19 protein-coding genes are annotated in these 23,688 nt (G+C 67.9%); 10 read left to right on the top strand and 9 right to left on the bottom strand.

The annotated features are described in order from the left end of the window. Window positions 1-44: 44 nt before the first annotated feature. Both ACUZUJ_RS09195 and ACUZUJ_RS09190 read left to right on the top strand, forming a co-directional pair. Window positions 45-1,541: an aminotransferase class III-fold pyridoxal phosphate-dependent enzyme gene (locus ACUZUJ_RS09195; RefSeq protein ID WP_458220467.1), complete on the top strand. Its 1,497-nt coding sequence runs from the start codon at window positions 45-47 to the stop codon at window positions 1,539-1,541. Window positions 1,542-1,660: 119 nt separating this feature from the next. Continuing rightward, a complete protein-coding gene (locus ACUZUJ_RS09190) occupies window positions 1,661-2,254 on the top strand; it encodes an LOG family protein (RefSeq protein ID WP_014036864.1) in 594 nt (197 codons plus the stop codon). Between the two features lie 19 nt (window positions 2,255-2,273). On the opposite strand, the gene ACUZUJ_RS09185 is transcribed toward ACUZUJ_RS09190, so the two are convergent. Then, on the bottom strand, window positions 2,274-5,114 hold the full coding sequence (locus ACUZUJ_RS09185; protein ID WP_458220466.1) for a bifunctional diguanylate cyclase/phosphodiesterase: 2,841 nt from the start codon (window positions 5,112-5,114) through the stop codon (window positions 2,274-2,276). A 247-nt stretch (window positions 5,115-5,361) separates the two neighbouring features. On the opposite strand from ACUZUJ_RS09185, the gene ACUZUJ_RS09180 reads away from it, so the two are divergent. The 5 genes from ACUZUJ_RS09180 (at window position 5,362) to ACUZUJ_RS09160 (ending at window position 9,542) form a co-directional block, all read left to right on the top strand. Further along, window positions 5,362-5,880 (top strand): RNA polymerase sigma factor, encoded by a 519-nt coding sequence (locus ACUZUJ_RS09180; protein ID WP_229298213.1) that lies wholly within the window; start codon window positions 5,362-5,364, stop codon window positions 5,878-5,880. Further along, window positions 5,877-6,875, top strand: a complete 999-nt coding sequence (locus tag ACUZUJ_RS09175; RefSeq protein WP_458220465.1) for a hypothetical protein — start codon at window positions 5,877-5,879, stop codon at window positions 6,873-6,875. The genes ACUZUJ_RS09180 and ACUZUJ_RS09175 overlap by 4 nt, the downstream gene beginning before the upstream one ends. Before the next feature lie 40 nt (window positions 6,876-6,915). Next, window positions 6,916-7,512, top strand: a complete 597-nt coding sequence (locus tag ACUZUJ_RS09170) for an IMPACT family protein (RefSeq protein ID WP_101766394.1) — start codon at window positions 6,916-6,918, stop codon at window positions 7,510-7,512. Beyond that, window positions 7,505-9,277 carry an ABC transporter transmembrane domain-containing protein gene (locus ACUZUJ_RS09165; protein WP_458220464.1) on the top strand — a complete coding sequence of 591 codons (1,773 nt, stop codon included), beginning with the start codon at window positions 7,505-7,507 and terminating at the stop codon, window positions 9,275-9,277. The genes ACUZUJ_RS09170 and ACUZUJ_RS09165 overlap by 8 nt, the downstream gene beginning before the upstream one ends. 70 nt (window positions 9,278-9,347) lie before the next feature. Beyond that, the gene (locus ACUZUJ_RS09160; RefSeq protein ID WP_458220463.1) at window positions 9,348-9,542 is read left to right on the top strand and encodes a hypothetical protein; all 195 of its coding nucleotides are present in this window, start codon (window positions 9,348-9,350) and stop codon (window positions 9,540-9,542) included. A gap of 218 nt (window positions 9,543-9,760) precedes the next feature. On the opposite strand, the gene ACUZUJ_RS09155 is transcribed toward ACUZUJ_RS09160, so the two are convergent. The 3 genes from ACUZUJ_RS09155 to ACUZUJ_RS09145 form a co-directional block, all read right to left on the bottom strand. After that, the gene (locus tag ACUZUJ_RS09155; RefSeq protein WP_510468080.1) at window positions 9,761-10,885 is read right to left on the bottom strand and encodes a prephenate dehydrogenase; all 1,125 of its coding nucleotides are present in this window, start codon (window positions 10,883-10,885) and stop codon (window positions 9,761-9,763) included. Continuing rightward, window positions 10,882-11,790 carry a pyridoxal kinase gene (gene pdxY, locus ACUZUJ_RS09150; protein WP_049442819.1) on the bottom strand — a complete coding sequence of 303 codons (909 nt, stop codon included), beginning with the start codon at window positions 11,788-11,790 and terminating at the stop codon, window positions 10,882-10,884. Before pdxY ends, ACUZUJ_RS09155 begins: the two co-directional genes overlap by 4 nt. Window positions 11,791-12,333: 543 nt before the next feature. Then, the gene (locus ACUZUJ_RS09145) at window positions 12,334-13,533 is read right to left on the bottom strand and encodes an MFS transporter (RefSeq protein WP_458220461.1); all 1,200 of its coding nucleotides are present in this window, start codon (window positions 13,531-13,533) and stop codon (window positions 12,334-12,336) included. Window positions 13,534-13,605: 72 nt separating this feature from the next. On the opposite strand from ACUZUJ_RS09145, the gene ACUZUJ_RS09140 reads away from it, so the two are divergent. Next, window positions 13,606-14,403, top strand: coding sequence for an AraC family transcriptional regulator (locus ACUZUJ_RS09140; RefSeq protein ID WP_075674721.1), 798 nt, complete (start codon window positions 13,606-13,608; stop codon window positions 14,401-14,403). A gap of 100 nt (window positions 14,404-14,503) precedes the next feature. Here the strand turns inward: ACUZUJ_RS09140 and dnaJ are convergent, their stop codons facing one another. From dnaJ to hrcA, 4 genes are all read right to left on the bottom strand, one after another. Beyond that, window positions 14,504-15,628 carry a molecular chaperone DnaJ gene (gene dnaJ, locus ACUZUJ_RS09135; RefSeq protein WP_014036853.1) on the bottom strand — a complete coding sequence of 375 codons (1,125 nt, stop codon included), beginning with the start codon at window positions 15,626-15,628 and terminating at the stop codon, window positions 14,504-14,506. Window positions 15,629-15,782: 154 nt separating this feature from the next. Next, complete coding sequence (gene dnaK / locus ACUZUJ_RS09130) at window positions 15,783-17,705, bottom strand: molecular chaperone DnaK (RefSeq protein ID WP_049446494.1); 1,923 nt, start codon at window positions 17,703-17,705, stop codon at window positions 15,783-15,785. Window positions 17,706-17,887: 182 nt separating this feature from the next. Then, on the bottom strand, window positions 17,888-18,403 hold the full coding sequence (grpE, locus tag ACUZUJ_RS09125; RefSeq protein WP_014036851.1) for a nucleotide exchange factor GrpE: 516 nt from the start codon (window positions 18,401-18,403) through the stop codon (window positions 17,888-17,890). Window positions 18,404-18,466: 63 nt separating this feature from the next. Continuing rightward, a complete protein-coding gene (gene hrcA / locus ACUZUJ_RS09120; RefSeq protein WP_008266321.1) occupies window positions 18,467-19,531 on the bottom strand; it encodes a heat-inducible transcriptional repressor HrcA in 1,065 nt (354 codons plus the stop codon). Between the two features lie 115 nt (window positions 19,532-19,646). Between hrcA and recN the strand changes: the two genes are divergently transcribed. After that, window positions 19,647-21,308 carry a DNA repair protein RecN gene (gene recN, locus ACUZUJ_RS09115; RefSeq protein WP_101765294.1) on the top strand — a complete coding sequence of 554 codons (1,662 nt, stop codon included), beginning with the start codon at window positions 19,647-19,649 and terminating at the stop codon, window positions 21,306-21,308. Between the two features lie 93 nt (window positions 21,309-21,401). On the opposite strand, the gene ACUZUJ_RS09110 is transcribed toward recN, so the two are convergent. Continuing rightward, on the bottom strand, window positions 21,402-22,319 hold the full coding sequence (locus tag ACUZUJ_RS09110) for a LysR family transcriptional regulator (protein ID WP_458220460.1): 918 nt from the start codon (window positions 22,317-22,319) through the stop codon (window positions 21,402-21,404). Window positions 22,320-22,416: 97 nt separating this feature from the next. Between ACUZUJ_RS09110 and ACUZUJ_RS09105 the strand changes: the two genes are divergently transcribed. Continuing rightward, window positions 22,417-23,682 carry an SGNH/GDSL hydrolase family protein gene (locus tag ACUZUJ_RS09105; protein ID WP_458220459.1) on the top strand — a complete coding sequence of 422 codons (1,266 nt, stop codon included), beginning with the start codon at window positions 22,417-22,419 and terminating at the stop codon, window positions 23,680-23,682. Window positions 23,683-23,688 lie beyond the last annotated feature (6 nt).

Genomic DNA, 23,688 nt, shown 5'->3' with positions numbered 1-23,688 from the left:
TGCTTTTGAAGGCCCGTGCGACCCATCGTTTCAGGAGATCTGCAATGAGCTTCATCGAACGCCTCGCCCCCCTGCGCACCCAGCCCGGCACCCGCCTCACCTCCGGCCTGGACGATGCCACCCTGACCGCCCTGTCCGCCAACCACCCGCAGCTGATCGCCGCGGTGGACGCCGCCACCGAGGAATTCGCGCGCGTGCAGGCCGACCTGGGGCCGCTGCTGGCGCAGGACGAACAGGCGCAGATCGACGCGATGCAGGACGGCTTCGTCAATTTCTATGCCGATGATGCAGTGACTCCGTACGTGGCGCTGGCCGCGCGCGGCCCCTGGGTGGTCACCCTGAAGGGCGCTGTGCTGTACGACGCCGGTGGCTACGGCATGCTCGGCTTCGGGCACACCCCGGACGCCGTGCTGGAGGCGATGGCCCGCCCGCAGGTGATGGCCAACATCATGACCCCCAGCCTGTCGCAGCAGCGCTTCATCACCGCCCTGCGCGCCGAGATCGGCCACCGCCGTGGCGGCTGCCCGTTCGCGCGCTTCATGTGCCTGAATTCCGGCTCCGAGGCGGTTGGCCTGGCCGCCCGCATCGCCGACGTCAACGCCAAGCTGCAGACCGACCCGGGCGCGCGCCACGCCGGCGCCACGATCAAGCGCGTGGTGGTCAAGGGCAGCTTCCATGGCCGTACCGACCGCCCTGCCCTGTATTCCGATTCCAGCCGCAAGAGCTACATGCAGCACCTGGCCAGCTACCGTGGCGAGGATTCGGTGATCACCGTGGCGCCGTATGACGAAGCCGGCCTGCGCAAGGTGTTCGAGGATGCCGCACGCAACCAGTGGTTCATCGAGGCGGTGTTCCTGGAACCGGTAATGGGCGAAGGCGACCCGGGCCGCTCGGTGCCGCCGTCGTTCTATGCCGTGGCCCGTGAGCTGACCCGTGCGCACGGCAGCCTGCTGCTGCTGGACTCGATCCAGGCTGGCCTGCGCGCGCATGGCGTGCTGTCGGTGGTCGATTACCCGGGCTTCGAAGGCCTGGATCCGCCGGACATGGAGACCTACTCCAAGGCGCTCAACGCCGCGCAGTACCCGCTGTCGGTGCTGGCGGTGACCGAGCATGCCGCGCAGCTGTACCGCAAGGGCATCTACGGCAACACCATGACCAGCAACCCGCGTGCGCTGGACGTGGCCTGCGCCACCCTGGCGCAGCTGACCCCGCAGGTGCGCGCCAACATCGCCGAACGCGGTGCCGAGGCCGTGCGCAAGCTGGAACAGCTCAAGAGCGAGCTGGGCGGCCTGATCACCAAGGTGCAGGGCACCGGCCTGCTGTTCTCCTGCGAGCTGGCCCCGCAGTTCAAGTGTTACGGCGCCAATTCCACCGAGGAATGGCTGCGCCAGCACGGCATCAACGTGATCCATGGCGGCGAGAACTCGCTGCGCTTCACCCCGCACTTCGGCATGGACAGCGACGAGCTGGACCTGCTGGTGGGCATGGTGGGCCGTGCCCTGCGTGAAGGTCCGCGCCGCGAGCAGGCTGTGGCGGCGTAAGCGCCCGCTTCGCTTCGGCGCTACAGAAGGAGCGATAATCCACCCGCACCCCGCCCGCAACCGCTGACCCGGTTGCCGGCGGGGCGTTTTCGTTTCCGCACCAAGAGACAAGACCCCCCATGAAGTCGATCTGCGTCTACTGTGGTTCCAACGCTGGCAGCAAGCCGGCCTACACCGAACGCGCCATTGCCCTGGGTGATCGCATCGCCCGTGACGGCCTGCGCCTGGTGTACGGCGGTGGCAACGTCGGCCTGATGGGAACCGTGGCCAATGCCGTGCTCGCCGCCGGCGGCGAGGTGACCGGCGTGATCCCGCGCCAGCTGGCCGACTGGGAAGTGGCCCACCGCGGCCTGACCGAACTGGAGATCGTCGGTTCGATGCATGAGCGCAAGTCGCGCATGTTCGACCTCGCCGATGGCTTCGTCGCCCTGCCCGGCGGCTTCGGCACCATGGAAGAGATCTTCGAGATGCTGACCTGGCGCCAGCTGGGCATCGGCAACAAGCCGTGTGCCTTCCTTGATGTGGAAGGCTTCTACGCCCCGCTGATCGGCATGATCGATCGGATGGTGGAAGAGCGCTTCCTGCATCCGGACCAGCGCCAGGACCTGTGGTACGGCTCGGACATCGAGGAAATGCTGGAATGGATGCAGAACTACCAGCCGGCCCAGGCCTCGAAGTGGATCGACGAGAAGCGTCGCTCCGCCCTGCGCTGAGGCGCCCCGGCGCGGTGGCTCAGGCCACCGCGCGCTCCCACGGTGCCGGGCGGCCCAGCAGGTAGCCCTGGCCGTAGTCGCAACCGAGCTCGCGCAGCGTCTGCCGCTGCGCCTCGGTCTCGATGCCTTCGCCGATGGTTTCAATGCCCAGGGTGCGGGCCAGTGACAGCACGCCTTCGACCAGCGCGCGCGTGCTCTGCACTTCCGGCCCATGCAGGCCGGCGATGAAGCTCTGGTCGATCTTCAACGTGCTGATCGGGAACCGGTGCAGGTAGGACAGCGCCGAGAAGCCGGTACCGAAATCGTCCAGCTGTACCTGGATGCCACGCTCGCGCAGGCCCTGCAGGATGCGCAGCGTGTGCGGGCCATCGTCCAGCAGCGCCACCTCGGTAATCTCCAGGCGCAGCCGGCGCGGATCGGCGCCGCATGCATCAAGCAGGCCGAACAGGCGGCCGCTGAACTCGGCCGAACGGAAATGGCGTGGCGATACGTTCACCGAGACATAGCTGTGGCCGCCTTCGGCCAGTCCCGCGATGACCTGTTCGTAGATCAGCCAGTCGACCTGTTCGATCAGGCCGCTTTCCTCGCCCAGCTCCAGGAACGCCCCGGGCAGCAGCAGGCCACGGCGCTCGTGCTGCCAGCGCAGCAAGGCCTCATGCCCCACCACCTCGCCGTCGGACAGGCGCACGATCGGCTGGTAGAACGGGACGAAGTCGCGGTTGTTGATCGCACGGCGCAGGTCGGCTTCCAGATCGAGGCTGCGCATGGCCTGCTCGCGCATGTCCTCGTCGAAGATCGCGCAGCGGTCATGGCCCTGCGCCTTGGCCCGGTACATCGCCGCGTCGGCGTCACGCAGCAGCTCCTCACCGGTGCGGTAGCGCGGGTTCCACAAGGCGATGCCCAGGCTGCCGGACGGGAACAGCTCGCGTCCGGCGATCCACATCGATTCCTGCAGTGCCAGCAACAGCCGCTGGCCGAAATCCAGCGCCTGTGCCAATCCCTGCGGACACTGCAGCAGCACCGCGAACTCATCGCCGCCCAGGCGCGCCACCACGTCCTCGGTGCCGGCCATCGATACGATGCGCTTGGCGACCTCCACCAGCATGCGATCACCGGCGGCGTGGCCGATGCTGTCGTTGACCAGCTTGAAGCGGTCCAGATCGAGGAACAGCACGGCGAATACCGGCCCACCCTCCCGTTTGGCCAACGCCAGCGCATCCTGAAGGCGATCGAGCAGGTGCAGACGGTTGGGCAGTCCGGTCAGCGCATCGTGCATGGCCTGATGGGTCAGGCGCTGCTCGGCACGCAGGCGCTCGCCGATCTGCCCGAGCAGTTTTTCGTTGACCTCGGCCAGCTCGCGGGTGCGTTCCTCCACGCGCTTTTCCAGCTCGGCATGCGCCGAACGCAGCTGCGTCTGGTCGCGCTGGCGCGCCAGCCCGGTTCCGATGTTCTGTGCAACGAAGGTCAGCAGGCGCTGATCGTGCACGCTGAACGTGCTGTTCTCGCTGTAGCTCTGCACCACGATCGCGCCGACCACCTCGTCGTCACGCAGCAACGGCACGCCCAGCCAGCAATGCGACCGTGCGCCCGATTCGCGTACTTCGCCGCTGGCCAGCAGTGCGTCGATCTGTTGCCGCGAAGCCAGCAACGGGCGCCGGTTGCGCACGACATACTCGGTCAGGCCACGGCTGAACGGGCGTGGCGCACGGCTGGCGTTGTGCTCGTCCACCGAATAGACGAAGTCCAGGCCGTTGCCGGCCCCGTTCACCAGCGCGATATAGAAATTGCGCGCGTCAAGCAGGCGCCCGACCACGCCATGTACCTGCCCGTAGAACTGGGCCAGGCTGTCAGCCGACATCGCCATCTCGGCGATGTTGTACAGCGCGGTCTGCAGCTGCTCGGCGCGGCGGCGCTCGGCCACTTCATCCTGCAGGCTGTGATTGGCGCGCTGCAGCTCCAGCGTGCGCCGCTCCACCTGTTGTTCCAGCCGGACCTGCGCCTGGCGTCGGTCCATCGCGGTCTGCACATGCTGCGCGACAAAGCCCAGCAGCGCCCGCTCGGCCTCGCCATAGCGGGCCGCCAGCTCATAGCTCTGCACCACGATGGCACCGCAGACCCGGCCATCGCGCAGCATCGGCACGCCCAGCCAGTCCAGACTTTCAGGGCCACGCTGCGGGTCGTGCTCCTGCTCGACCACGCGCGCCAGCAGCTCGCGCGAGGGGCCACTGAGCGGCTTGCCGTGGCGCAGCAACGCCACGGTCAGGCTGCGCGGCATCTCGCCGGCATCATGGCTCTGCGACGGATCGGCGACGAAGTCGTCGACCTGGTCGGCGAAGTACAGGAAGCGGATCTGGTCGCGGACATCGTCGTATTCGACGATGTAACAGTTTTCCGCGTACATCAGCGTGCCAAGCACGCCGTGCACGTGGCGCAGCATCTCCGACATCTCCAGGTCGGCGCCGGCCAGATCGGCGATCTGGAACAGCGCCTGCTGCAGCCGCTCAGCCTCTTCCAGCGCCTTGATCTGCCCGGCCTGGCGACCGCGCTGCAGCGCCAGCTCCATGGCCTGCCGGGCCAGCCCCCACCACGCCGCGGAAGGCACGGCACCTTCCACCGACAACTGCAGGCGGGCACCGTCGTATTCCCAGCCATGGCAACCGTCGCCGGCGCCCGGCGCCGTGAATGCGCCGGCCACCGCGACAGCCGGCCAGCCGCCCTGGCCGCGGCCCAGCTGCGGGTCGTCCCAGCCAACGCGGACCACGGCGGATTCCGGCAGCAGCGCATGCAATGCGCGCACCAGCGCCGTGCTCAGCACGGCCTCGTGTGGTGGCTCTTCCGCCGGTTCAACGTGCGTGGACAAATGACAATCTCTTGGCGCCGTCTGTGCGTCGCCTCCCCTGAGTCGCCGAGCATAGCGCGCCACCCGGGGGGCAATGGAAGCCCGTAAACCCCGAATCGTGCGCCCGTGCGTTTTTCCTGCTGTCCGTAGCCGCTTCCACGCCATGAACCTCGCCCTGCCCGCCCCCGTCACCGGCTATGCGCCACCGCCTGCAGGCCTTACCCTGTATGCCGTGGAAGCCAGCGCACTGCCAACCGATGAAGCCTTGATGCTGGCCTGGGCCGGTGGCGACCTGCGCGCGTTCGAAAGCCTGTATGCGCGCCATCGCAAGCGCCTGTTCGGCTTCCTGCTGCGGCAACTGCGCGACAACGCGCTGGCCGAGGAGATCTTCCAGGATGTCTGGCAACGGGTGATCAGCGCCCGCGCGGGATGGCAGCCTGAAGCTGCATTCAGCACCTGGCTGTTCCGCATCGCCCACAACCGCCTGAACGACCACTGGCGGGCCGCCCGCCATCGTCCCGCCGCACCGGCCGACGCCGACCTGCGCCTGGCCGCGATCGAGGACGGGCAGACCCCGGAAGCCGAGCTTTCCGAATTCGAACAACGTCGCCGCATCCAGCTGGCGATGGAGCAACTGCCGCCCGAGCAGCGCGAAGTGCTGCAGTTGCGGCTGGATCAGGAACTGAGCCTGGAGGAGATCGGCCAGATCACCGGCGTAGGCCGGGAAACCGTGAAATCGCGGCTGCGCTATGCGATGGACAAGCTGCGTGCGGGACTGAACGCATGAACCGAGACGAACCGCTGACGCCGGAAGAACGCGAGCTGGCGCGCCTGCTCGGCCGCCGCGTCGAACAGGCCCCACCGGCTGCACTGGACGCCACCATCCTGGCCGCGGCGCGCGCTGCCGTGGACGCACCGGCTGCCGAGGCCGTCGCCTCGCCGGACGCGCCACGCACGCAGCGCACACGTCCGCGTTGGCCGGCGGTGTTCGGCATCGCCGCCTCGATGGTGTTCGCCATCGGCATTGCCTGGCAGCTGCGCCCGGAACCGCCACCGGTTCCGGCAGGCGAGGCCGCTGTTGCTGCGGTACCGGCTGCGGCAGACGTCGCGGCCGCCAATCAGGTCGCTGAGAGCAGTGCAGCTGACAGCGCGGTTGCCGCTTCGGAAACCGCGGCCGAACCCGCAGTACCGCAGGCAGCCCCTGTTGCCGCCCCTCCGGCACCGTCCGCCGCGCGCGCACCCAAGCCTGCGCCGGCCGAAACCGCTGAAGCACCTGCCCAGGCTGCTCGTTCGATGGCGGCGGATGCGGCCACCGATACGTCCTTTGCCGCGCTCCCGCCCGCTCCGGCCGCAGCGCCGGCAGCAGCACCGCCCGCGCCACCCGCACCCGCCGCTTACTCGGTACCTGCACCGGCATTGGCGCCAGCCCCGGCAGGGGCGCTGAAAGCACGCACTGCCGAGGCGCCAGTAGCCAACGCTGCCGATGCCGAACGGGCGCAGGCGCTGGATCGGGTAGAGATCACCTCGATGAAGCGCCAGGCCCCGAGCCGCTCCGCACCCGGCGTCATGCGCCGCGGCGCCGACGCGGGGCTCAGTGCGGATGCCGTGCAGGCCGAAGTGGACGCGGATGCACAGCTGCCGCGACGGCAGTGGCTGCAGAAGATCCGCGCGCGGCGCGACGACGGCCAGCGCGACCTGGCCCGCGCCAGCCTGGAGCGCTACGTGCAGCAGTATCCGGAAGCGCGCCTGCCGCGCGACCTGCGCCCGCTGCTGGACGACTGAAGCGGACAGTGACCTCCGGCAAACCCGTAGAATGGCGGGAATGCCCGATACCCTCGCCCAGCCGGTCAGCCACACGCTGGAAGTCAAACACAGCCGCTTCATTGCCCATGCCGCGCCGATCGATGGCGCCGCGGCAGCATTGGCGTTCCTGCAGCAGGTGGCCGTAGCCGACGCGACCCACAACTGCTGGGCCTACCGGCACGGCCAGGACTACCGCTCCAGCGATGATGGCGAGCCCGCCGGCACCGCTGGGCGGCCGATCCTGGCTGCGATCGACGGCCAGGGCTTCGACCGGGTGATGGTGGTGGTCACGCGCTGGTTCGGCGGTATCAAGCTCGGCGCCGGTGGCCTGGTGCGTGCCTACGGCGGCGCTGCCGCCGAGTGCCTGCGTACCGCCCCGCGCGTGCCGCTGGTGGCGATGGCCCGGCTGCAGCTGCTGGCCGGCTTCGAGGATCTGGGCACCCTGCACGCCACCCTGCCCACCTTCGGCGCCGAAAAGCGCGATGAACAGTTCGATGCCAACGGCGTGTGTCTGCGGGTCGAATTGCCGGCCGATCAGGTCGATGCATTGAAAATCCGCCTGCGCGACGCCACCCGTGACCGTATCCGCATACAAGACGACGACCAGGATGACTGACAAGGACGACGCCCCCGCCTCGACCCCACCGCTGCGCCGCCTCGGCAGCCTGCGGACGTTGTGGCCGTTCGTGCGCCGCCACAGCGGGCTGTTCACCGCCTGGCTGCTGGCGCTGGCGGTGTCTTCGGCCGCCACGCTGAGCCTGCCCCCCGCCGTGAAGCAGATGATCGACCACGGCTTCACCAGCGGGGGCCAGATCAACCGCGCCTTCGCCCTGCTGATGCTGGTGGCGGTGGTGCTGGCACTGGCCACGGCCGCACGGTTCTTCTTCGTGTCGCTGCTGGGCGAAAAGGTCGTCGCCGACCTGCGCAGCCGCCTGTATGCACACCTGATCCAGCTCGGTGCCGGATTCCATGACCGCAGCCGCAGCGGCGAACTGGTCTCCCGCCTGACCGCTGACAGCGAACTGCTGCGCAGCGTGGTCGGCTCGACCATGTCGGTCGCCCTGCGCAGCAGCGTCACCGTGGTCGGCAGCCTGGCCATGCTGTTCGTCACCAGCCCGCGGCTGGCGGCATGGTCGCTGCTCGGCATTCCGCTGGCGGTGCTGCCGATCATCATCGGTGCGCGCAAGCTGCGCACGGTTGCACGCAGCAGCCAGGACCGCATCGCCGATGCCAACAGCCTGGCCAGCGAGACGCTGGGCGCCGTACGCACGGTGCAGGCGCATGCACGCGAGCCCTATGAGCGCGGGCGCTTCGACAAGGCACTGGGCGATGCGATCAGTGCCGCGCGCCGCCGCATCGGTGCGCAGTCACTGGTCACCGCCAGCGCCATCCTGCTGGTGTTTGGCGCCATCGTTGGCGTGCTGTGGCTGGGCGCGCACGATGTCATCGACGGACGCCTCAGTGCTGGCACGCTGGGCCAGTTCGTGCTGTACGCGCTGATCGGCGGCGGCTCGGTGGGTGCGCTGGCCGAAGTGTGGAACGAACTGCAGCGTGCAGCCGGTGGCATGGGCCGCATTGGCGAGCTGCTGCAGGAAGACATCGAGATCCGCGCGCCAGCGCAGCCCCACGTTCTGCCGCAACCATTGCGCGGCGAAATCCAGTTTGACGACGTGGTGTTCCACTACCCGCAACGTCCGGACCATGCCGCGCTGGACCACTTCAACCTGCATGTGCGCCCGGGCGAGACCGTGGCGCTGGTCGGCCCGTCGGGCGCGGGCAAGAGCACGGTGCTGTCGATGCTGCTGCGCTTCCACGATCCGGCCAGCGGCCACATCTGCGTCGATGGCATCGACGTGCGCCAGGTCGATCCGGCCGAGCTGCGCGCGCAGCTGGCGCTGGTGCCGCAACAGCCGACGCTGTTCGCGGCCAGTGCGCGCGACAACATCCGCTACGGCCGCCTGCAGGCCAGTGACGCCGAGGTCGAAGCTGCCGCGCGTGCGGCCGAGGCTGATGGCTTCCTGCGCGCGTTGCCGCAGGGCTACGACAGTGAGCTGGGCGAACGCGGTGCGCGCCTGTCCGGTGGCCAGCAGCAGCGCGTGGCGATTGCCCGCGCACTGCTGAAGGATGCGCCGATCCTGCTGCTCGATGAAGCCACCAGCGCGCTGGATGCGCAGAGCGAGCATGGTGTGCAGCAGGCGCTTGAGCGTCTGATGGCTGGCCGCACCACGCTGGTCATCGCCCACCGCCTGGCCACCGTGCTCAAGGCCGACCGCATCGTGGTGATGGACCAGGGCCGTATCGTCGCCGAAGGCACCCATGCCCAGCTTCTGGCCGAAGGCGGACTGTACGCTGAACTGGCACGACTGCAGTTCATCGATTGATGACGGCCGGCTAACATCGGCCGGACCAAGCTGGCCTCGCATCAGCAGCATCCGCTGAAGGAGGTACGTGATGTCATTCCGTCAGTTCCCTGCAGTCGACAGCAATGGCGAAAGCCACATCATCATCGAGTTCAAGCCCGAGGCGAATGGCACCGGGCATCACTCTGAAGCCACGCCGCGTTACGAGCTGGATGACGGGCGTCATCTGGTACGCAATGGCCGCGAATTCACTACCAGCGGCGGCGAACTGCGGTTGATGATCTAGCGCTGCCACCCTGCCTGGTGGGTGCCCACCTTGGTGGGCACTGGGTTTACCGTTGCGCCTGACGGGCGCGGCTGCGAAAACCAGTCGAGCACGGCTCGACGCTACAAAAAGGCGTGATCAATTTTTCGCCAAGCATCTTGACAGCCTTGCCTGACAAGGGCTGCGCTGGGTTATCCACACGTTTGCTCAGAAACCATCCACACCGCCTGTGGATGAATTCAGCCCAGCACCCGCCCGATGCCGCTGGCGTCCACGTCGGCGGCCGCCCGGGTGATCGCCGCCGGGTCGCTGCCGGCCACGAATCCGATGCGGAAGTGCACTTCACCGCCGGGCGTGCGTGAGGAATGGATCGAAGCCAGGCTGATGCCATGCTGCTCGAACACGTTCAGCAGCTCGCGCAGCGAGCCAGGCCGGTCCTCCGGCAGGTGTACCGACAGCGCGTTGCGCTCGGTCAGGTCGGCCAGCAGGTACCCCACGCGTTCGAACGTGTAGTTGCCATCCGCCAGCGCCTGCTCGCCGAAGGCACTGCGATTGGCCGACAGCAGCTGCTGACGGAATGCAGCCCGCGCGCGGTTGTCGCCCTGCCCGACCTGCACCTGCAGGGCCTGCAGCTGCCCCACCAGCCGCTCCAGCATCGGTGCCACGTACGGGTTGCCGAACTGGATGTCTTCGTAGATCGCCGGATTCAGCGACAGGATGCGCGAGATGATCGCCGTGTCCAGCTCGAACGACGCCGAACGGTACGGCATCATCGCGGCCAGATCGCCCAGCTGCGGCTGGTACTGGCGCAGCACGCCTGCCTGCGCCAGGTGGGTGGCATGCACCATCGCCTGCACCAGCGCCATCATCTGGTCGTGGTGCTGCGGCGTGGCGCGCACGCACTCGGCCTGCAGCGCCGTGCACAGCGTATCGACCCACGGCTGCCAGTGCTGCAGGCGCGCTTCGCAGACCACCATCACCCTGCCCTTCAGCGTCGGCGCCTTCGGTGGCGCGGTCATCGGGTGCAGGCCGACCACTTCGGCCTGCGAGGCCAGCATCGCCTGCACCGGTGCCTCCTTTACCGAGGTCACATCCAGCCATAGCCTGCCCTGCTCGCGGCCCGCCGACTTCCGCACGTACTCGGCGATCAATGCCGGCGTGTGCCGGATCGGTGCCGAGAACACCAGTACATCGGCCTGCGCCAGCAGCTGTTCCGGCGTGTGCGAGTCCGGGTCCGCCGGATCATGTCCGATCACCTGCAGCTGCAGGTGCTGCTGGAAGAAGCGGGTCAGCCAGCGCCCATAGGCACCGGCGCTGCCGATGATGCCGACCGTGCGCGGCGTGCGTGGATCCAGGCCGCTCATGCCACGCGTTCAGCGCGGAAGCGCGTTCCTTCGGCCAGCGCCGCCGGCGCAGCAGCGATCACGTCGAACTCCTCGAAACCGTTGTCCAGGGTCGCCTCCAGCGCCGCATGGGTGCCAGCGATGGCACGCGAAATCGCCTGCTGCATCGACTCACCGCGCAGCAGGAACGACACCACCAGCGACATCAGCACGTCACCGGTGCCGGCCACATCCACCGGCAGCAGCGGTGAGGTCCAGCGCCAGGTTTCCTCGCGACCGACCGCCAGGGTCACCAGTTCACCCGGGTTGCCGCCCACGCTGTGCGCGATCACCCAATGCGGGCCACGGTCCAGCAGCGTGCGCGCGGCGGCGATGGCATCGGCCTCGGCCAGTGCCGGCATGCCAGTCAGGCGATTCAGTTCGAAGGCGTTCGGCGTCACCAGCCAGGCATGCGGCAGCAGTCGCTCGGCGAAGATCGCTTCCAGGCCCGGTTCCACGTAGGGGCCGGTATGGGTGTCACCGATCACCGGATCCAGGCAGTAGCGCAGTTGCGGGCAGGCCGGCAGGATCTCATCCAACCAGTCGGCGAAGGCGGCACCGTTGGCGGTGCTTCCGAAGTAACCGGAGACAAGCATCTTCGCCCGCTGCGGCAGGCCGCGTTCGCGGGCGCCGAGCAGCAGGTCGGCGAACCAGTCGGCGGGCAGCACGCGGCCGCGGGTGGTGTCGTAGAACGGCGCATTGCTCAGCAACACGGTCGGGATTTCGGCGACGCGCACGCCGAGTGCACGCATCGGCGGCACGGCGGCGCTGTTGCCGGCGTGGCCGTAGACAAGTTGCGACTGGACCGAGATGACATCGATCGGCGACGGGCCGTCGGGCCGCTGGCGGCGGCCGTGGACGAGGTGGTTATCGAGAGATTCGCTCATGCCCGCATTCTACGCCCAAGGGGGTTTTCGGCAGGGCTTGCAGCCCTGCACCTGCAGAATCAACGTCAACGTCAACGTCAAAAGCCAAAGCGGCATTCCGTGAGTTGGCGGGACGGTGTGGGTGGGCAGGACACGCCGTAAACCCATCCATGGGGCTCGATGGCGCCATCCATGGCGCCAACGGTCCTGCCCCCCCACACCGCCCCACCTCTGACAGACTCCGGATGTCTGTTGGTAGGTGTCGACCTTGGTCGACACATCTTTCAGATATCGATAGACAAAAATGGGGTCAGATCCGTTTTCCTTCGGAAAACGGATCTGACCCCCAAGAGCTGTTCCGACAGATCACGGAAAACTGTCGAAGGCGGGGTGGGTGCGGTTGAGGGGGCGTGAGCCGCATGGATGCGGCGACCGAGCTTACATGGACGTACTTGCAGCGTCCCCCTCAACCGGACCCACCCCGCCAACCCACGGATAGCCAGCTTTTGCCGTTGCCTTGGCTTCGGCAGGTGCAGGGCTGCAAGCCCTGCAAACCCAAACTCCTCAGTGAACAGCAGGCCGCGACGGCGGCAGCCACGCCGCCACGATGCCCAGCAGCGGCAGGAACGCGGTCAGCTGATAGACGTACTCGATGCTGGTCTTGTCCGCCAGCAGGCCCAGCACGGCCGCACCCAGCCCGCCCATGCCGAACGCGAAGCCGAAGAACAGGCCCGACACCATGCCGATGCGGTGCGGCATCATTTCCTGTGCATACACCACGATCGCCGAGAACGCCGAGGACAGCACGAAGCCGATCAGCACCGCCAGCACCGTGGTCCACAGCAGGTCCGCATGCGGCAGCATCAGCGCGAACGGGGCCACGCCGAGGATCGAGGTCCAGATGATCGGCTTGCGGCCGATGCGGTCACCCAGCGGGCCGCCGAGGAAGCCGCCAGCGGCGGACGCCACCAGGAACGCGAAAAGGTGCAGCTGGGCCTGTGCCACCGGAATGCCGAAATGGTGGATCAGGTAGAAGGTGAAGTAGCTGCCGATGCTGGCCATGTAGAAGTATTTGCTGAAGATCAGCACCAGCAGGATCGCCAGCACCTTGGCCACGGTGCGCGGCGGATGCCGCGGCACCATCGCAGCCGTGCTGACCGGTCGTGGCGTGCCCAGATGCAACGCGTACCAGCGGCCGACATAGGTCAGTAGAGCGATGCCGATCAGGGCGGCGCCGGCAAACCACGATGCGGCATGCTGGCCATACGGCACGATCACCGCCGCTGCAATCAGCGGGCCCAACGCCGTACCGAAATTGCCGCCGACCTGGAACACCGACTGCGCGAAGCCGTGACGGCCGCCCGAAGCCAGCCGCGCAATGCGCGAGGCCTCGGGATGGAAGATGGCCGAACCGATGCCGACCATTGCCGCAGCCATCAGCACCACCGCATAGTTCGGCGCGAAGCCGAGCAGCAGCATGCCGCACAGGGTCGAGGCCATGCCGATCGGCAGCGAATAGGGTGCCGGGCGACGGTCGGTGGCCATGCCGATCAACGGCTGGAAGATCGAGGCGGTGAGCTGGTAGGTCAGCGTGATCAGGCCGATCTGGGTGAAGCTGAGGTTGAAGCCGCCCTTGATCACCGGATAGATGGCCAGGATCAGCGACTGCATCATGTCGTTGACGATATGCGAGGTGGAGATGGCGGCCAGCACGCCGGGAGCCACCGGGCGTGAGGTCGTTGCGGGAGAAGCCAGGGTCGACATGGACACAGTCAGGTTGGGGGCGAGCCACGCATGCTACGGTGGAGCCCCACTCCCTTCTGCCGCGTTCGGGTCATGGCATATCGCAAAAAGGACACTCCCTGCCCGATCCGCGAGACCGCGCCGTGGAACGAGGTGCCGGTACATCGCCCGGTGACCAGCCGCGCCCGCCACTACCCGCCCGGCACCCACATCGCGCCCCACCGGCATCGCCGTCACCAACTGGTCTTCGCCATGTCCGGTCTGATGGTGGTGCGCGCGGACGGCGGCCGCTGGGTCGTGCCCTCCACCCGCGCGATCTGGGTTCCGGCCGGCATGGCGCATGCGGTGGACTGCATCGCCGAAGTGCACATGCGCAGCCTTTACGTGGAACCGGACTTTGCACCGCAACTGCCGGATGGGGCGTTCGCAGTGCAGGTGGCGCCGCTGCTGCGCGAACTGCTGCTGGCCGCCAGCCTGATCGAGTCCGCGCACGTGGACGACAGCCGCGACGGCCGCGTGGTGCGCCTGCTGCTGGACGAACTGCACCGCATGGACGTGCTGCCGCTGCACCTGCCCTCGCCCACCGACCCGCGCCTGCAGCGGATCTGCCAGCACATCCAGAAGCATCCTGGCGACGATGCCACGCTGCAGGACTGGGCGCAGGCGCTGCAGGTGGACGTGAAGACCATCCAGCGCCATTTCGCCAGCGAACTGGGCATGACCTTCGGGCAGTGGCGGCAGCAGGCGCGGCTTCTGGCCGCCCTGGAGCGACTGGCGGTCGGCGACAAGGTCATCGATGTGGCGCTGGCGATGGGCTACGACAGCCCGAGCGCGTTCACCAGCATGTTCAAGCGGCAGCTGGGGCAGACGCCGGCGGCATTTTTCCGATGATCCCTTGAACGGCATCCACGCATGGCGTGGATCTACTGCACCACAAACGACAACGCCGGGCATGGCCCGGCGCTATCGTTCATCGCTTCCGTCGAAAAACTCAGGACGTCATCCGGTCCCAGAAGCCCTTAACGCCATCCATGAAGGTGGCCGACTTCGGCGAATGCTTGCGCGCTTCCTCGCCGACGAAGGTGGCTTCGAACTGTTCCAGCAGCTTGCGCTGTTCGTTGGTGAGGTTGACCGGGGTCTCCACCACCACGCGGCAGTACAGGTCGCCCTCGCTGCGGCTGCGCACCGAACGTACGCCCTTGCCACGCAGGCGGAACAGCTTGCCGGTCTGGGTCTCGGCCGGGATGCGGATTTCCGCTTCGCCGCCGAGGGTCGCCACGCGTACGGTGTCACCCAGCGCCGCCTGCGAGATGCGGATCGGCACCTCGCAGTGCAGGTCGTCGCCATCGCGCTGGAAGATCGCATGCTCGCGCACGCGCACTTCCACGTACAGGTCACCCGGCGGCGTACCGGCCGGACCGGCCTCGCCTTCGCCCTGCAGGCGGATACGGTCGCCCGTATCGACGCCCGCCGGCACCTTCACCGACAGCACCTTGTCTTCCTCGACACGGCCGTTGCCGTGGCAGGTCTTGCAGGGCTTGGCGATGATCTGGCCACGGCCACCGCAGTTGTGGCAGGCCTGCTGCATGGCGAAGATGCCGCGCTGGATGCGCACCTGCCCACGGCCATGGCAGACGTTGCAGGTCTCGACCTTGCCATCTTCGGAGCCACTGCCATCGCAGTCGCCGCACTCGGCCAGGGTCGGGATCTCGATGCGGCGCTCGACGCCGCGCACGGCCTCTTCCAGGTCCAGCTCCATCACGTAGCCGATGTCGGCACCGCGACGGGCCTGGCGCGGACCACCGCCGCCACCGCCAAAGATGTTGCCGAAGATATCGCCGAAGATATCGTTCATGTCCGGGCCGCCCGGACCACCGCCGCCCATGCCGTGCTCGAACGCGGCGTGGCCGTGGCTGTCGTACATGCGGCGCTTGTTGCCGTCGGACAGCACTTCGTAGGCTTCCTTGCACTCCTTGAAGGAGGCTTCGGCCGCCGCATCACCCGGGTTGCGGTCAGGGTGGAACTTCATCGCGCAGCGACGGTAGGCCTTCTTCAGCTCGTCGTCGGTGGCGGTGCGGGCAACGCCCAGCACTTCGTAGTAATCGCGCTTGCTCATATCGTGAATCGGGTTCCGGAAAGTCGGGATTCGTCAAAGCGGAAGAGCGGAACCAGGTCCGCTCTTGCGTCGGGCGCCCCGACACGCCGGTGGGCGGTCAGGACCCTGATGCGACAACGGGACGCTGATGGCCAGCGTCCCGTGTCGGTCCGGATCAGGACTTCTTGTCGTCCTTGACTTCGGTGAACTCGGCGTCGACCACGTCGTCCTGCGCCTTGCCGGCGTTGCCGGCGTCGGCACCCGGGGCACCGCCCTGGTCGGCCGAAGCAGCGGCGAACAGCGACTGGCCAGCTTCCTCCAGCACCTTCGACTTGGCTTCGATCTGCGCCTTGTCGTCACCCTTCATCGCGGTTTCCAGGTCGGCCAGGGCCGCCTCGACCTTGCCGATCACTTCGCCGCCGACCTTGCTGCCGTGCTCGGTGATGGCACTGCGGGTGCCGTGGATCAGGGCGTCGGCCTGGTTGCGGGCCTGCACCAGCTCCTGGAACTTCTTGTCTTCTTCGCGGTTGGCTTCCGCGTCGGCGACCATGCGCGCGATCTCTTCCTCGGACAGGCCCGAACCGGCCTTGATCTCGACCTTCTGTTCCTTGTTGGTCTTCTTGTCCTTGGCCGACACGTGCAGGATGCCGTTGGCGTCGATGTCGAAGGACACTTCAACCTGCGGCAGGCCGCGCGGGGCCGGCTCGATGCCGGACAGGTCGAACTTGGCCAGCGACTTGTTGAAGCGGGCCTGTTCGCGCTCACCCTGCAGCACGTGCACGGTCACGGCCGACTGGTTGTCCTCGGCGGTGGAGAACACCTGCGAGGCCTTGGTCGGGATGGTGGTGTTCTTCTCGATGATCTTGGTGAACACGCCACCCATGGTCTCGATGCCCAGCGACAGCGGGGTCACGTCCAGCAGCAGCACGTCCTTGACGTCGCCGCCCAGCACGCCGCCCTGGATCGCAGCACCCAGTGCCACGGCTTCGTCCGGGTTGACGTCCTTGCGCGGTTCCTTGCCGAAGAACTCGGTCACCGCCTGCTGCACCTTCGGCATGCGGGTCTGGCCACCGACCAGGATCACTTCGCTGATGTCGCTCGAACGCAGGCCGGCATCGTTCAGGGCGACGCGGCACGGCTCGATCGACTTCTTGATCAGGTCTTCCACCAGTGCTTCCAGCTTGGCGCGGGTCAGCTTGATGTTCAGGTGCTTCGGGCCCGAGGCGTCAGCGGTGACGTACGGCAGGTTCACTTCGGTCTGCTGGGCGCTGGACAGCTCGATCTTGGCGCGCTCGGCAGCATCCTTCAGGCGCTGCAGGGCCAGCGGATCCTTGCGCAGGTCGATGCCCTGGTCCTTGTTGAACTCTTCAACCAGGTACTCGATGACGCGGTTGTCGAAGTCTTCGCCGCCCAGGAAGGTGTCGCCGTTGGTGGCCAGCACTTCGAACTGCTTCTCGCCGTCGACGTTGGCGATCTCGATCACCGAGACGTCGAAGGTGCCGCCGCCGAGGTCGTACACCACGATCTTGCGATCCTTGTTGTCGCCCTTGTCCAGGCCATAGGCCAGCGCGGCCGCGGTCGGCTCGTTGATGATGCGCTTGACGTCCAGGCCGGCAATGCGGCCGGCGTCCTTGGTCGCCTGGCGCTGGCTGTCGTTGAAGTAGGCCGGCACGGTGATGACCGCTTCGGTGACCTTCTCACCGAGGAAGTCCTCGGCGGTCTTCTTCATCTTTTCCAGCACCTTGGCCGAGATTTCCTGCGGGGCCATCTTCTTGCCATCGCTGGTCGACACCCAGGCGTCGCCATTGTCATGGGCCAGGATGCCGTACGGGACGTGGGCGATGTCCTTCTGCACTTCGGCATCGGTGAACTTGCGGCCGATCAGGCGCTTCACCGCGTAGAAGGTGTTCTTCGGGTTGGTGACGGCCTGGCGCTTGGCCGAGGCGCCCACCAGGACTTCGCCGTCCTTGGTGTAGGCGACGATCGACGGGGTGGTGCGATCGCCTTCCGAATTCTCGATGACGCGGGCCTTGCCGCCGTCCATGATCGCCACGCACGAGTTGGTGGTGCCGAGGTCGATACCAATGATCTTGCCCATGGGGGAGACTCCTGAGGATGCTTGTTGGGGTCAGTCCGGCCGTTCGGCCGGTGGATGAATACGATGTGGGGGAGGCTTGTGGAACATTCAAGCCATCTCCCGAACGCTGTGTTCAGCGCCTGGAAAACCTTGCCGGGCATGGCCCGGCACGATCGGGACCGGGCATCGCCCGGCCCGATCGATCAGTCGGCGGCCACCACCACCAGCGCCGGCCGCAGCAGGCGCTCGTTGAGCAGGTAGCCCTTCTGGAACACGGTCACCACGGTGCCGGGAGCGGCACCCGGCGCCGGCACCTGGCTGATCGCCTGGTGGTGCTCCGGGTTGAACGGCTGGCCGGTCGGGTCCAGCAGGACCAGGCCATTGTCGGCGGCAACCTTCAGCAGCTGCTTGTAGGTCAACTCCAGGCCCTCCCGCAGCGGATGCGGGTCATCGCCGGCAGCCTTCAGGCCGGCATCCAGGCTGTCGAATACCGGCAGCAGCTCGCCCAGCAGCTTCTCGTTGGCGAACTTGCGGGCCTGCTCGATGTCACGGGCAACGCGCTTGCGCTGGTTCTCGAGGTCGGCGCGCTCACGCAGCGCATCGGCCTTGATCTGCTCGACTTCGGCGCGCAGGCGCTCCACTTCGTCGTTGACGCCGGCGGCGGCGGCCGCATCGGCGGCAGTCTGCTGGGATTCGATATCTGGATGTTCGTGGTTCATGTCTGGGTCCCTGGCGGTCAGTCTCCGCCTCCACCCACCCTAGTGTGGGCGGGATGCTGCGTTTCAAGCGTCGGATGTTCCGGGAGTGCGCCCGGCCGGCGAAAAGGCCGCGCCAAGCACATCGGCGGTGGCCTGGACCAGCGGGATCATGCGGTCGTAGGCCATCCGCTTGGGGCCGATCACGCCCAGCACGCCCAGCACCTGGCCATTGGCGGTATAGGGGGCGGTGACCAGCGAGACCCCCTGCAACGGCATCATCCCGGTCTCTTCGCCAATGAAGATGCGCACCCCCGGGGCCTGGATGGTGCGCTCCAGCAGCTGCAGGATCTCGCGCTTGCTGGAGAACAGCTCGAACAGCTCGCGCAGGCGCTCCAGGTCGGACAGGTCCTGCACCCCCATCAGGCGGGTCTGGCCGGCCACCAGCATGTCGTCGGCCGCCGGCTGCAGGGCCTGCTCGGCCAGCTCGATGCTGTGCGCCAGCAGCTGCTCCAGCTCGGAGCGGGCATCGCGCAGCTCCAGCAGCAGGCGGGTGCGGATCTCGGCCATCGGCAGGCCGGCGAAGTGCGCATTGAGGTAGTTGGCGACCTGCTCCAACTGGCCCGGCGCGAACTCCTGGCGGGTCTCGATGACGCGGTTCTGCACCTCGTTGTCGGCGAACACCAGGATCGCCAGCACCCGGCGCCCATCCAGCGCCACGAAATCGATCTGGCGGAAGGCGAACTGCTCGCGCCGCGGCGCGCTGACCACGCCGACGAAGTGGCTCATCGCCGACAGCAGCTCCGAGGCGCTGCCGAGCAGGGCCTGGGTGCTGCCGCCGCCGGCCAGCTCCTGCCGCAACCGGGCCAGCTCACCCTCGCCCGGCGGCTGCATCTGCAGCAGGCTGTCGACGAACACCCGGTAACCATGCGCGGTCGGGATGCGCCCGGCCGAGGTGTGTGGCGAGGCCAGCAGCCCCAGGTCTTCCAGGTCGCCGAGGATGTTGCGGATGGTGGCCGGGCTGACCTCCAGGCCGGCCACGCGCGCCAGCGTCTGCGAGCCGACCGGCTCACCGTCCTGGATGTAACGCGCGATCAGCGTGCGCAGCAGATGGCGCGCACGCGGGGCAAGCTGGTCGGGAGAACCGTGCATGGAATCAACCTGTGAGACACGGACACTAGATAATGGCGGCGGATCACCTTGGCAAGTCATTGGACCTCCCTCGCCCGCGTGCTAGCGTTGCGCGGCTGCTGACACCCCCTTACCCATGCTCAGACATCTTTCGATCAAGGATTTCGCCGTCGTCCGCGCCACCGAACTGGAGTTCGGGCCAGGCATGACCGTGGTTTCAGGCGAGACCGGCGCCGGCAAGTCGCTGATGGTCGACGCGCTGGGCTTCCTGTCCGGCCTGCGCGCCGACAGCGGCGTGGTCCGCCATGGCGCCGCGCGTGCCGAGCTTTCGGCCGAGTTCGCGCTGGACCAGCTGCAGGCCGCGCGCCAGTGGCTGGCCGACAACGAGCTGGACGACGAGGAACAATGCCAGCTGCGCCGCGTGATCCGCGCCGATGGCGGCTCGCGGGCGTGGATCAATGGCCGCCCGGTGACCCTGGCACAGCTGGGCGACCTGGCCGCGCTGCTGGTGGAGATCCATGGCCAGCACGAGCAGCAGGCCCTGCTGGCACGCCCATCACAGCTGGCCCTGCTGGACGCCTATGCCGGCAACGAGGACGAGCGCCGCCAGGTGCGCCGCGCCGCTGCGGCCTGGCAGGCCCTGGTCGATGAATCGCTGGCGCTGTCGCAACAGGGCGACGTCAGTGACCGGATCGGCTTCCTGGAACACCAGCTGCGCGAACTGGACCGCGAAGACCTGGAACCGGAGTCGATCGTCGCACTCGGTGCCAGCCACCGCCGCCAGGCCCATGCCAGCGCCCTGCTGAGCGCCTGCCAGGCGGCCAGCAACCAGCTCAACGGCGACGACGGCAGTTCCGCGCTGGACCTGCTGCAGCAGGTGCGCCACGAACTGTCGCGCCTGATCGAACACGACCCGCGCCTGGGCGAGGTGGACGGCCTGATCGAGAACGCCTCGATCCAGCTGCACGAAGCCCTGTCGCTGCTGGACCGCGTGCATGACGACCTCGACGCCGACCCGGAGCAGTTCGAGGAGAACGAGCGTCGCCTCGGCCGCCTTCACGACCTGGCCCGCAAGCACCGCGTGCCGATGGACGAGCTGGGCGCGCAGCGCGAGCGCATGCATGCCGAAGTGGAACAGCTGCGCGGCGCCGACGAACGCTTGCAGCGCCTGGCCGGCGAGATCGACAAGGCCGCCGCCGCCTGGCGCGTACAGGCCGAGGTGCTGACCGCCAGCCGTCGCAGCGCCGCTGCCGAACTGTCGGCCACCACCACCGGCATCATCGCCGAGCTCGGCATGGGCGGTGGCCAGTTCCTGATCGAGCTGGAGCCACAGGACGCCGGCAAGCCCGACCCGCAGGGTGCCGAACGCGTGGAGTTCCTGGTGGCGGCCAACGCCGGCCAGCCGCCGCGCGCCCTGCGCAAGGTGGCCTCGGGCGGTGAACTGTCACGTATCTCGCTGGCCATTGAAGTGGCTGCGCTGGACCTGGATGCGGTGCCGACCATGGTGTTCGACGAGGTCGACTCCGGCATCGGCGGTGCAGTGGCTGACATTGTTGGCCAGAAGCTGCGCGCCCTTGGCGAGAAGCGCCAGGTGCTGTGCGTGACCCACCTGCCGCAGGTCGCCTCCAAGGGCCACGCCCATTACCGGGTCAGCAAGGCCCCGGTGGAAGGCATGACCCAGAGCGCAGTGGAAAAGCTGGACAGCAAGGCGCGCGAGGAAGAACTGGCGCGCATGCTCGGTGGCGTGGAAGTGAGCAAGGAAGCGCGCGCCGCCGCCCGCAAGCTGCTGCAGGTGTAACGCGGGCCGGCTTCCGCGCGGTAGTGCCGGCCGCTGGCCGGCAACCCGATGGGGGTCGGCGAAGATCGTGAGGTTGCCGGCCAGCGGCCGGCACTACCCCCGTGGCTGCGTCAGATCGACCTTTTCCACCAGGAAATCGAGGAAGGCGCGCACCCGCAGCGGCAGGTAGCCGCCCTGCCCCAGGAACACGGCGTGCACCTCTTCAAGGTCACCGGGGTTGGCTTCCTCCAGCACCGGCAACAAGCGCCCGGCGGCAATATCCTGCTGCACCTGGAACGCTGCCAGCCGCGCCATGCCCAGCCCACCCAGCACCAGCTGGCGCAGTGCATCGCCGTTGCTGGCGCGCGCATTGCCACTGGGCAGCAGCATGCGTTCGCGACCGTCCTGCAACAGCGGCCAGCCCTGCATCGCCCGCGCATGGCCGATATCCAGCCGGTTATGCGACTGCAGCTCCTCAGCCGTGCGTGGCAGCCCGTGCTGCAGCGCGTAGGCGGGCGCAGCCACGATCATCATCCGCGTCGCACCCAGCCGCCGCGCCACCAGGCTGGAGCTCTTCAGGGGACCGGCCCGCACCGCCACGTCGGTGCGCTGCTCAAGCAGGTCGATCACCTCGTCGTTGAGGGTCAGGTCCACGCCTACCTGCGGGTTGCGTTCGAGGAACGCCGGCAGCAGCGGCAACAGGAAATGCTGGCCGAATGGCACGTTGGAATTGACCCGCAACCGCCCACGCGGCTCGGCATGGGCGCTGGCACAGCGCTCGGCCTCCTCCAGGTCGGCCAGCACGCGCAGGCCGCGCTCGTAGAACGCGCAGCCTTCCGGGGTCAGCTGCAACTGGCGGGTGGAGCGTTGCAGCAGGCGCGTACCCAGCCGCTGCTCCAGCCGGGCCACCAGCTTGCTCACCGCTGACGGCGTCATGTCCAGGGTGCGTGCGGCGGCGGAGAAGCCACCGGTCTCGATCACCCGCACGAACACTTCCAGTTCGCCGGATCGGTTGATGTCGGGTCGCGCCATGGCGATGAATCCAGTTCACAGATGATTATCCATGCGCAGTCTAGTTCACAGATCGATGGAGAATCACCATGGCCGTCCCTCCTCCCGGGATTGCCCGATGAACCGCTTCAGCCAGCTCACCGCGACCGCCTTGATCGCCCTGTCCAGCGCAGCCAGCGCCGCCCCGGACCCGCACTGGGTCGCCAGCTGGCAGGCCAGTCCGCAACCGGTCTGGGGCGCCGATTTCCTGTTCCCGACCCTGGTTCCGGCCACGCTGCAGGACCAGACCTTCCGCCAGACCGCGCGCATCAGCCTGGGCGGGCCCCGGCTGCGGGTGCGGCTGAGCAATGCCTACGGCACCGAGCCGCTGCGGATCGGGGCGGCCAGCGTGGCCGCACACGCGGGTGTCACCCCGCAGCCGCTCAGCTTCGACGGCCAGCCCGGCGTATCGATCGAGCCCGGTCAGGAACGGCTGAGCGATCCACTGGCGGTGGCCACGGAAGACCGCCAGGCGTTGCAGGTCAATGTCTTTGTGCCGGGGCCGACGCCACTGCAGACCTTCCATTGGGAGGGGCGCCAGACCAGCTGGATCGCCGGCGGCAACCAGACCCTGGCGCGCGACCTGCAGGGTGCCAGTTCCACTACCACCCGCCTGTTCCTGACCGGTATCGAGGTCGAGGCCAGCGCCAGCGCGCGCAGCGTGGTGGTGATCGGCGATTCGATCACCGATGGCGCCACCGCCAGCCTCGACCAGGACCAGCGCTGGACCGACCACCTGGCCGCACGCCTGGCACCGCAGGGCGTGGCGGTGGTCAACGCCGGCATCTCCGGCGGCCGGCTGCTGCGTGACGGCATGGGCGAGTCGGTTCTGGCCCGCCTGCAGCGCGACGCACTGGATCAGCCCGGCGTGGACAGTGTGATCGTGCTGATCGGCATCAACGACATCAGCTGGCCCGGCACCGCCTTTGCCCGCGCGCAGCCCCGGCCCAGCCTGGCCGAACTGCAGGCCGGCTATCGCGCCCTGGCCGAACAGGCCCATCGGCGGAGTCTACGCATCCTCGTCGCCACCCTGACGCCGTTCGCCGACGCCCTGCCCGGCACGCCGCTGGACGACTACTACCAGCCGGACAAGGAGGCCCTGCGCCAACAGCTCAATGCCTGGCTGCGCAGCGACAGCCCGTTCGATGCGGTGATCGACCTGGATGCGGCGCTGCGCGACCCGGCCGATCCATCACGGATGGCCGCCGCCTACGACTCCGGCGACCACCTGCATCCGGGCGATGCAGGTAACCGGGCCATGGCCGAGGCGGTGGATCTGGAGGTGTTGCTGGGCGCATCCGAAACCCCTGGGGTCAGATCCCTTTCCCAGGGGAAAGGGATCTGACCCCAC

Source organism: Stenotrophomonas sp. S4, assembly GCF_054187805.2.
Note: the sequence above shows the minus strand (reverse complement) of the source record. Positions and strands in the feature narration are given on the sequence as shown.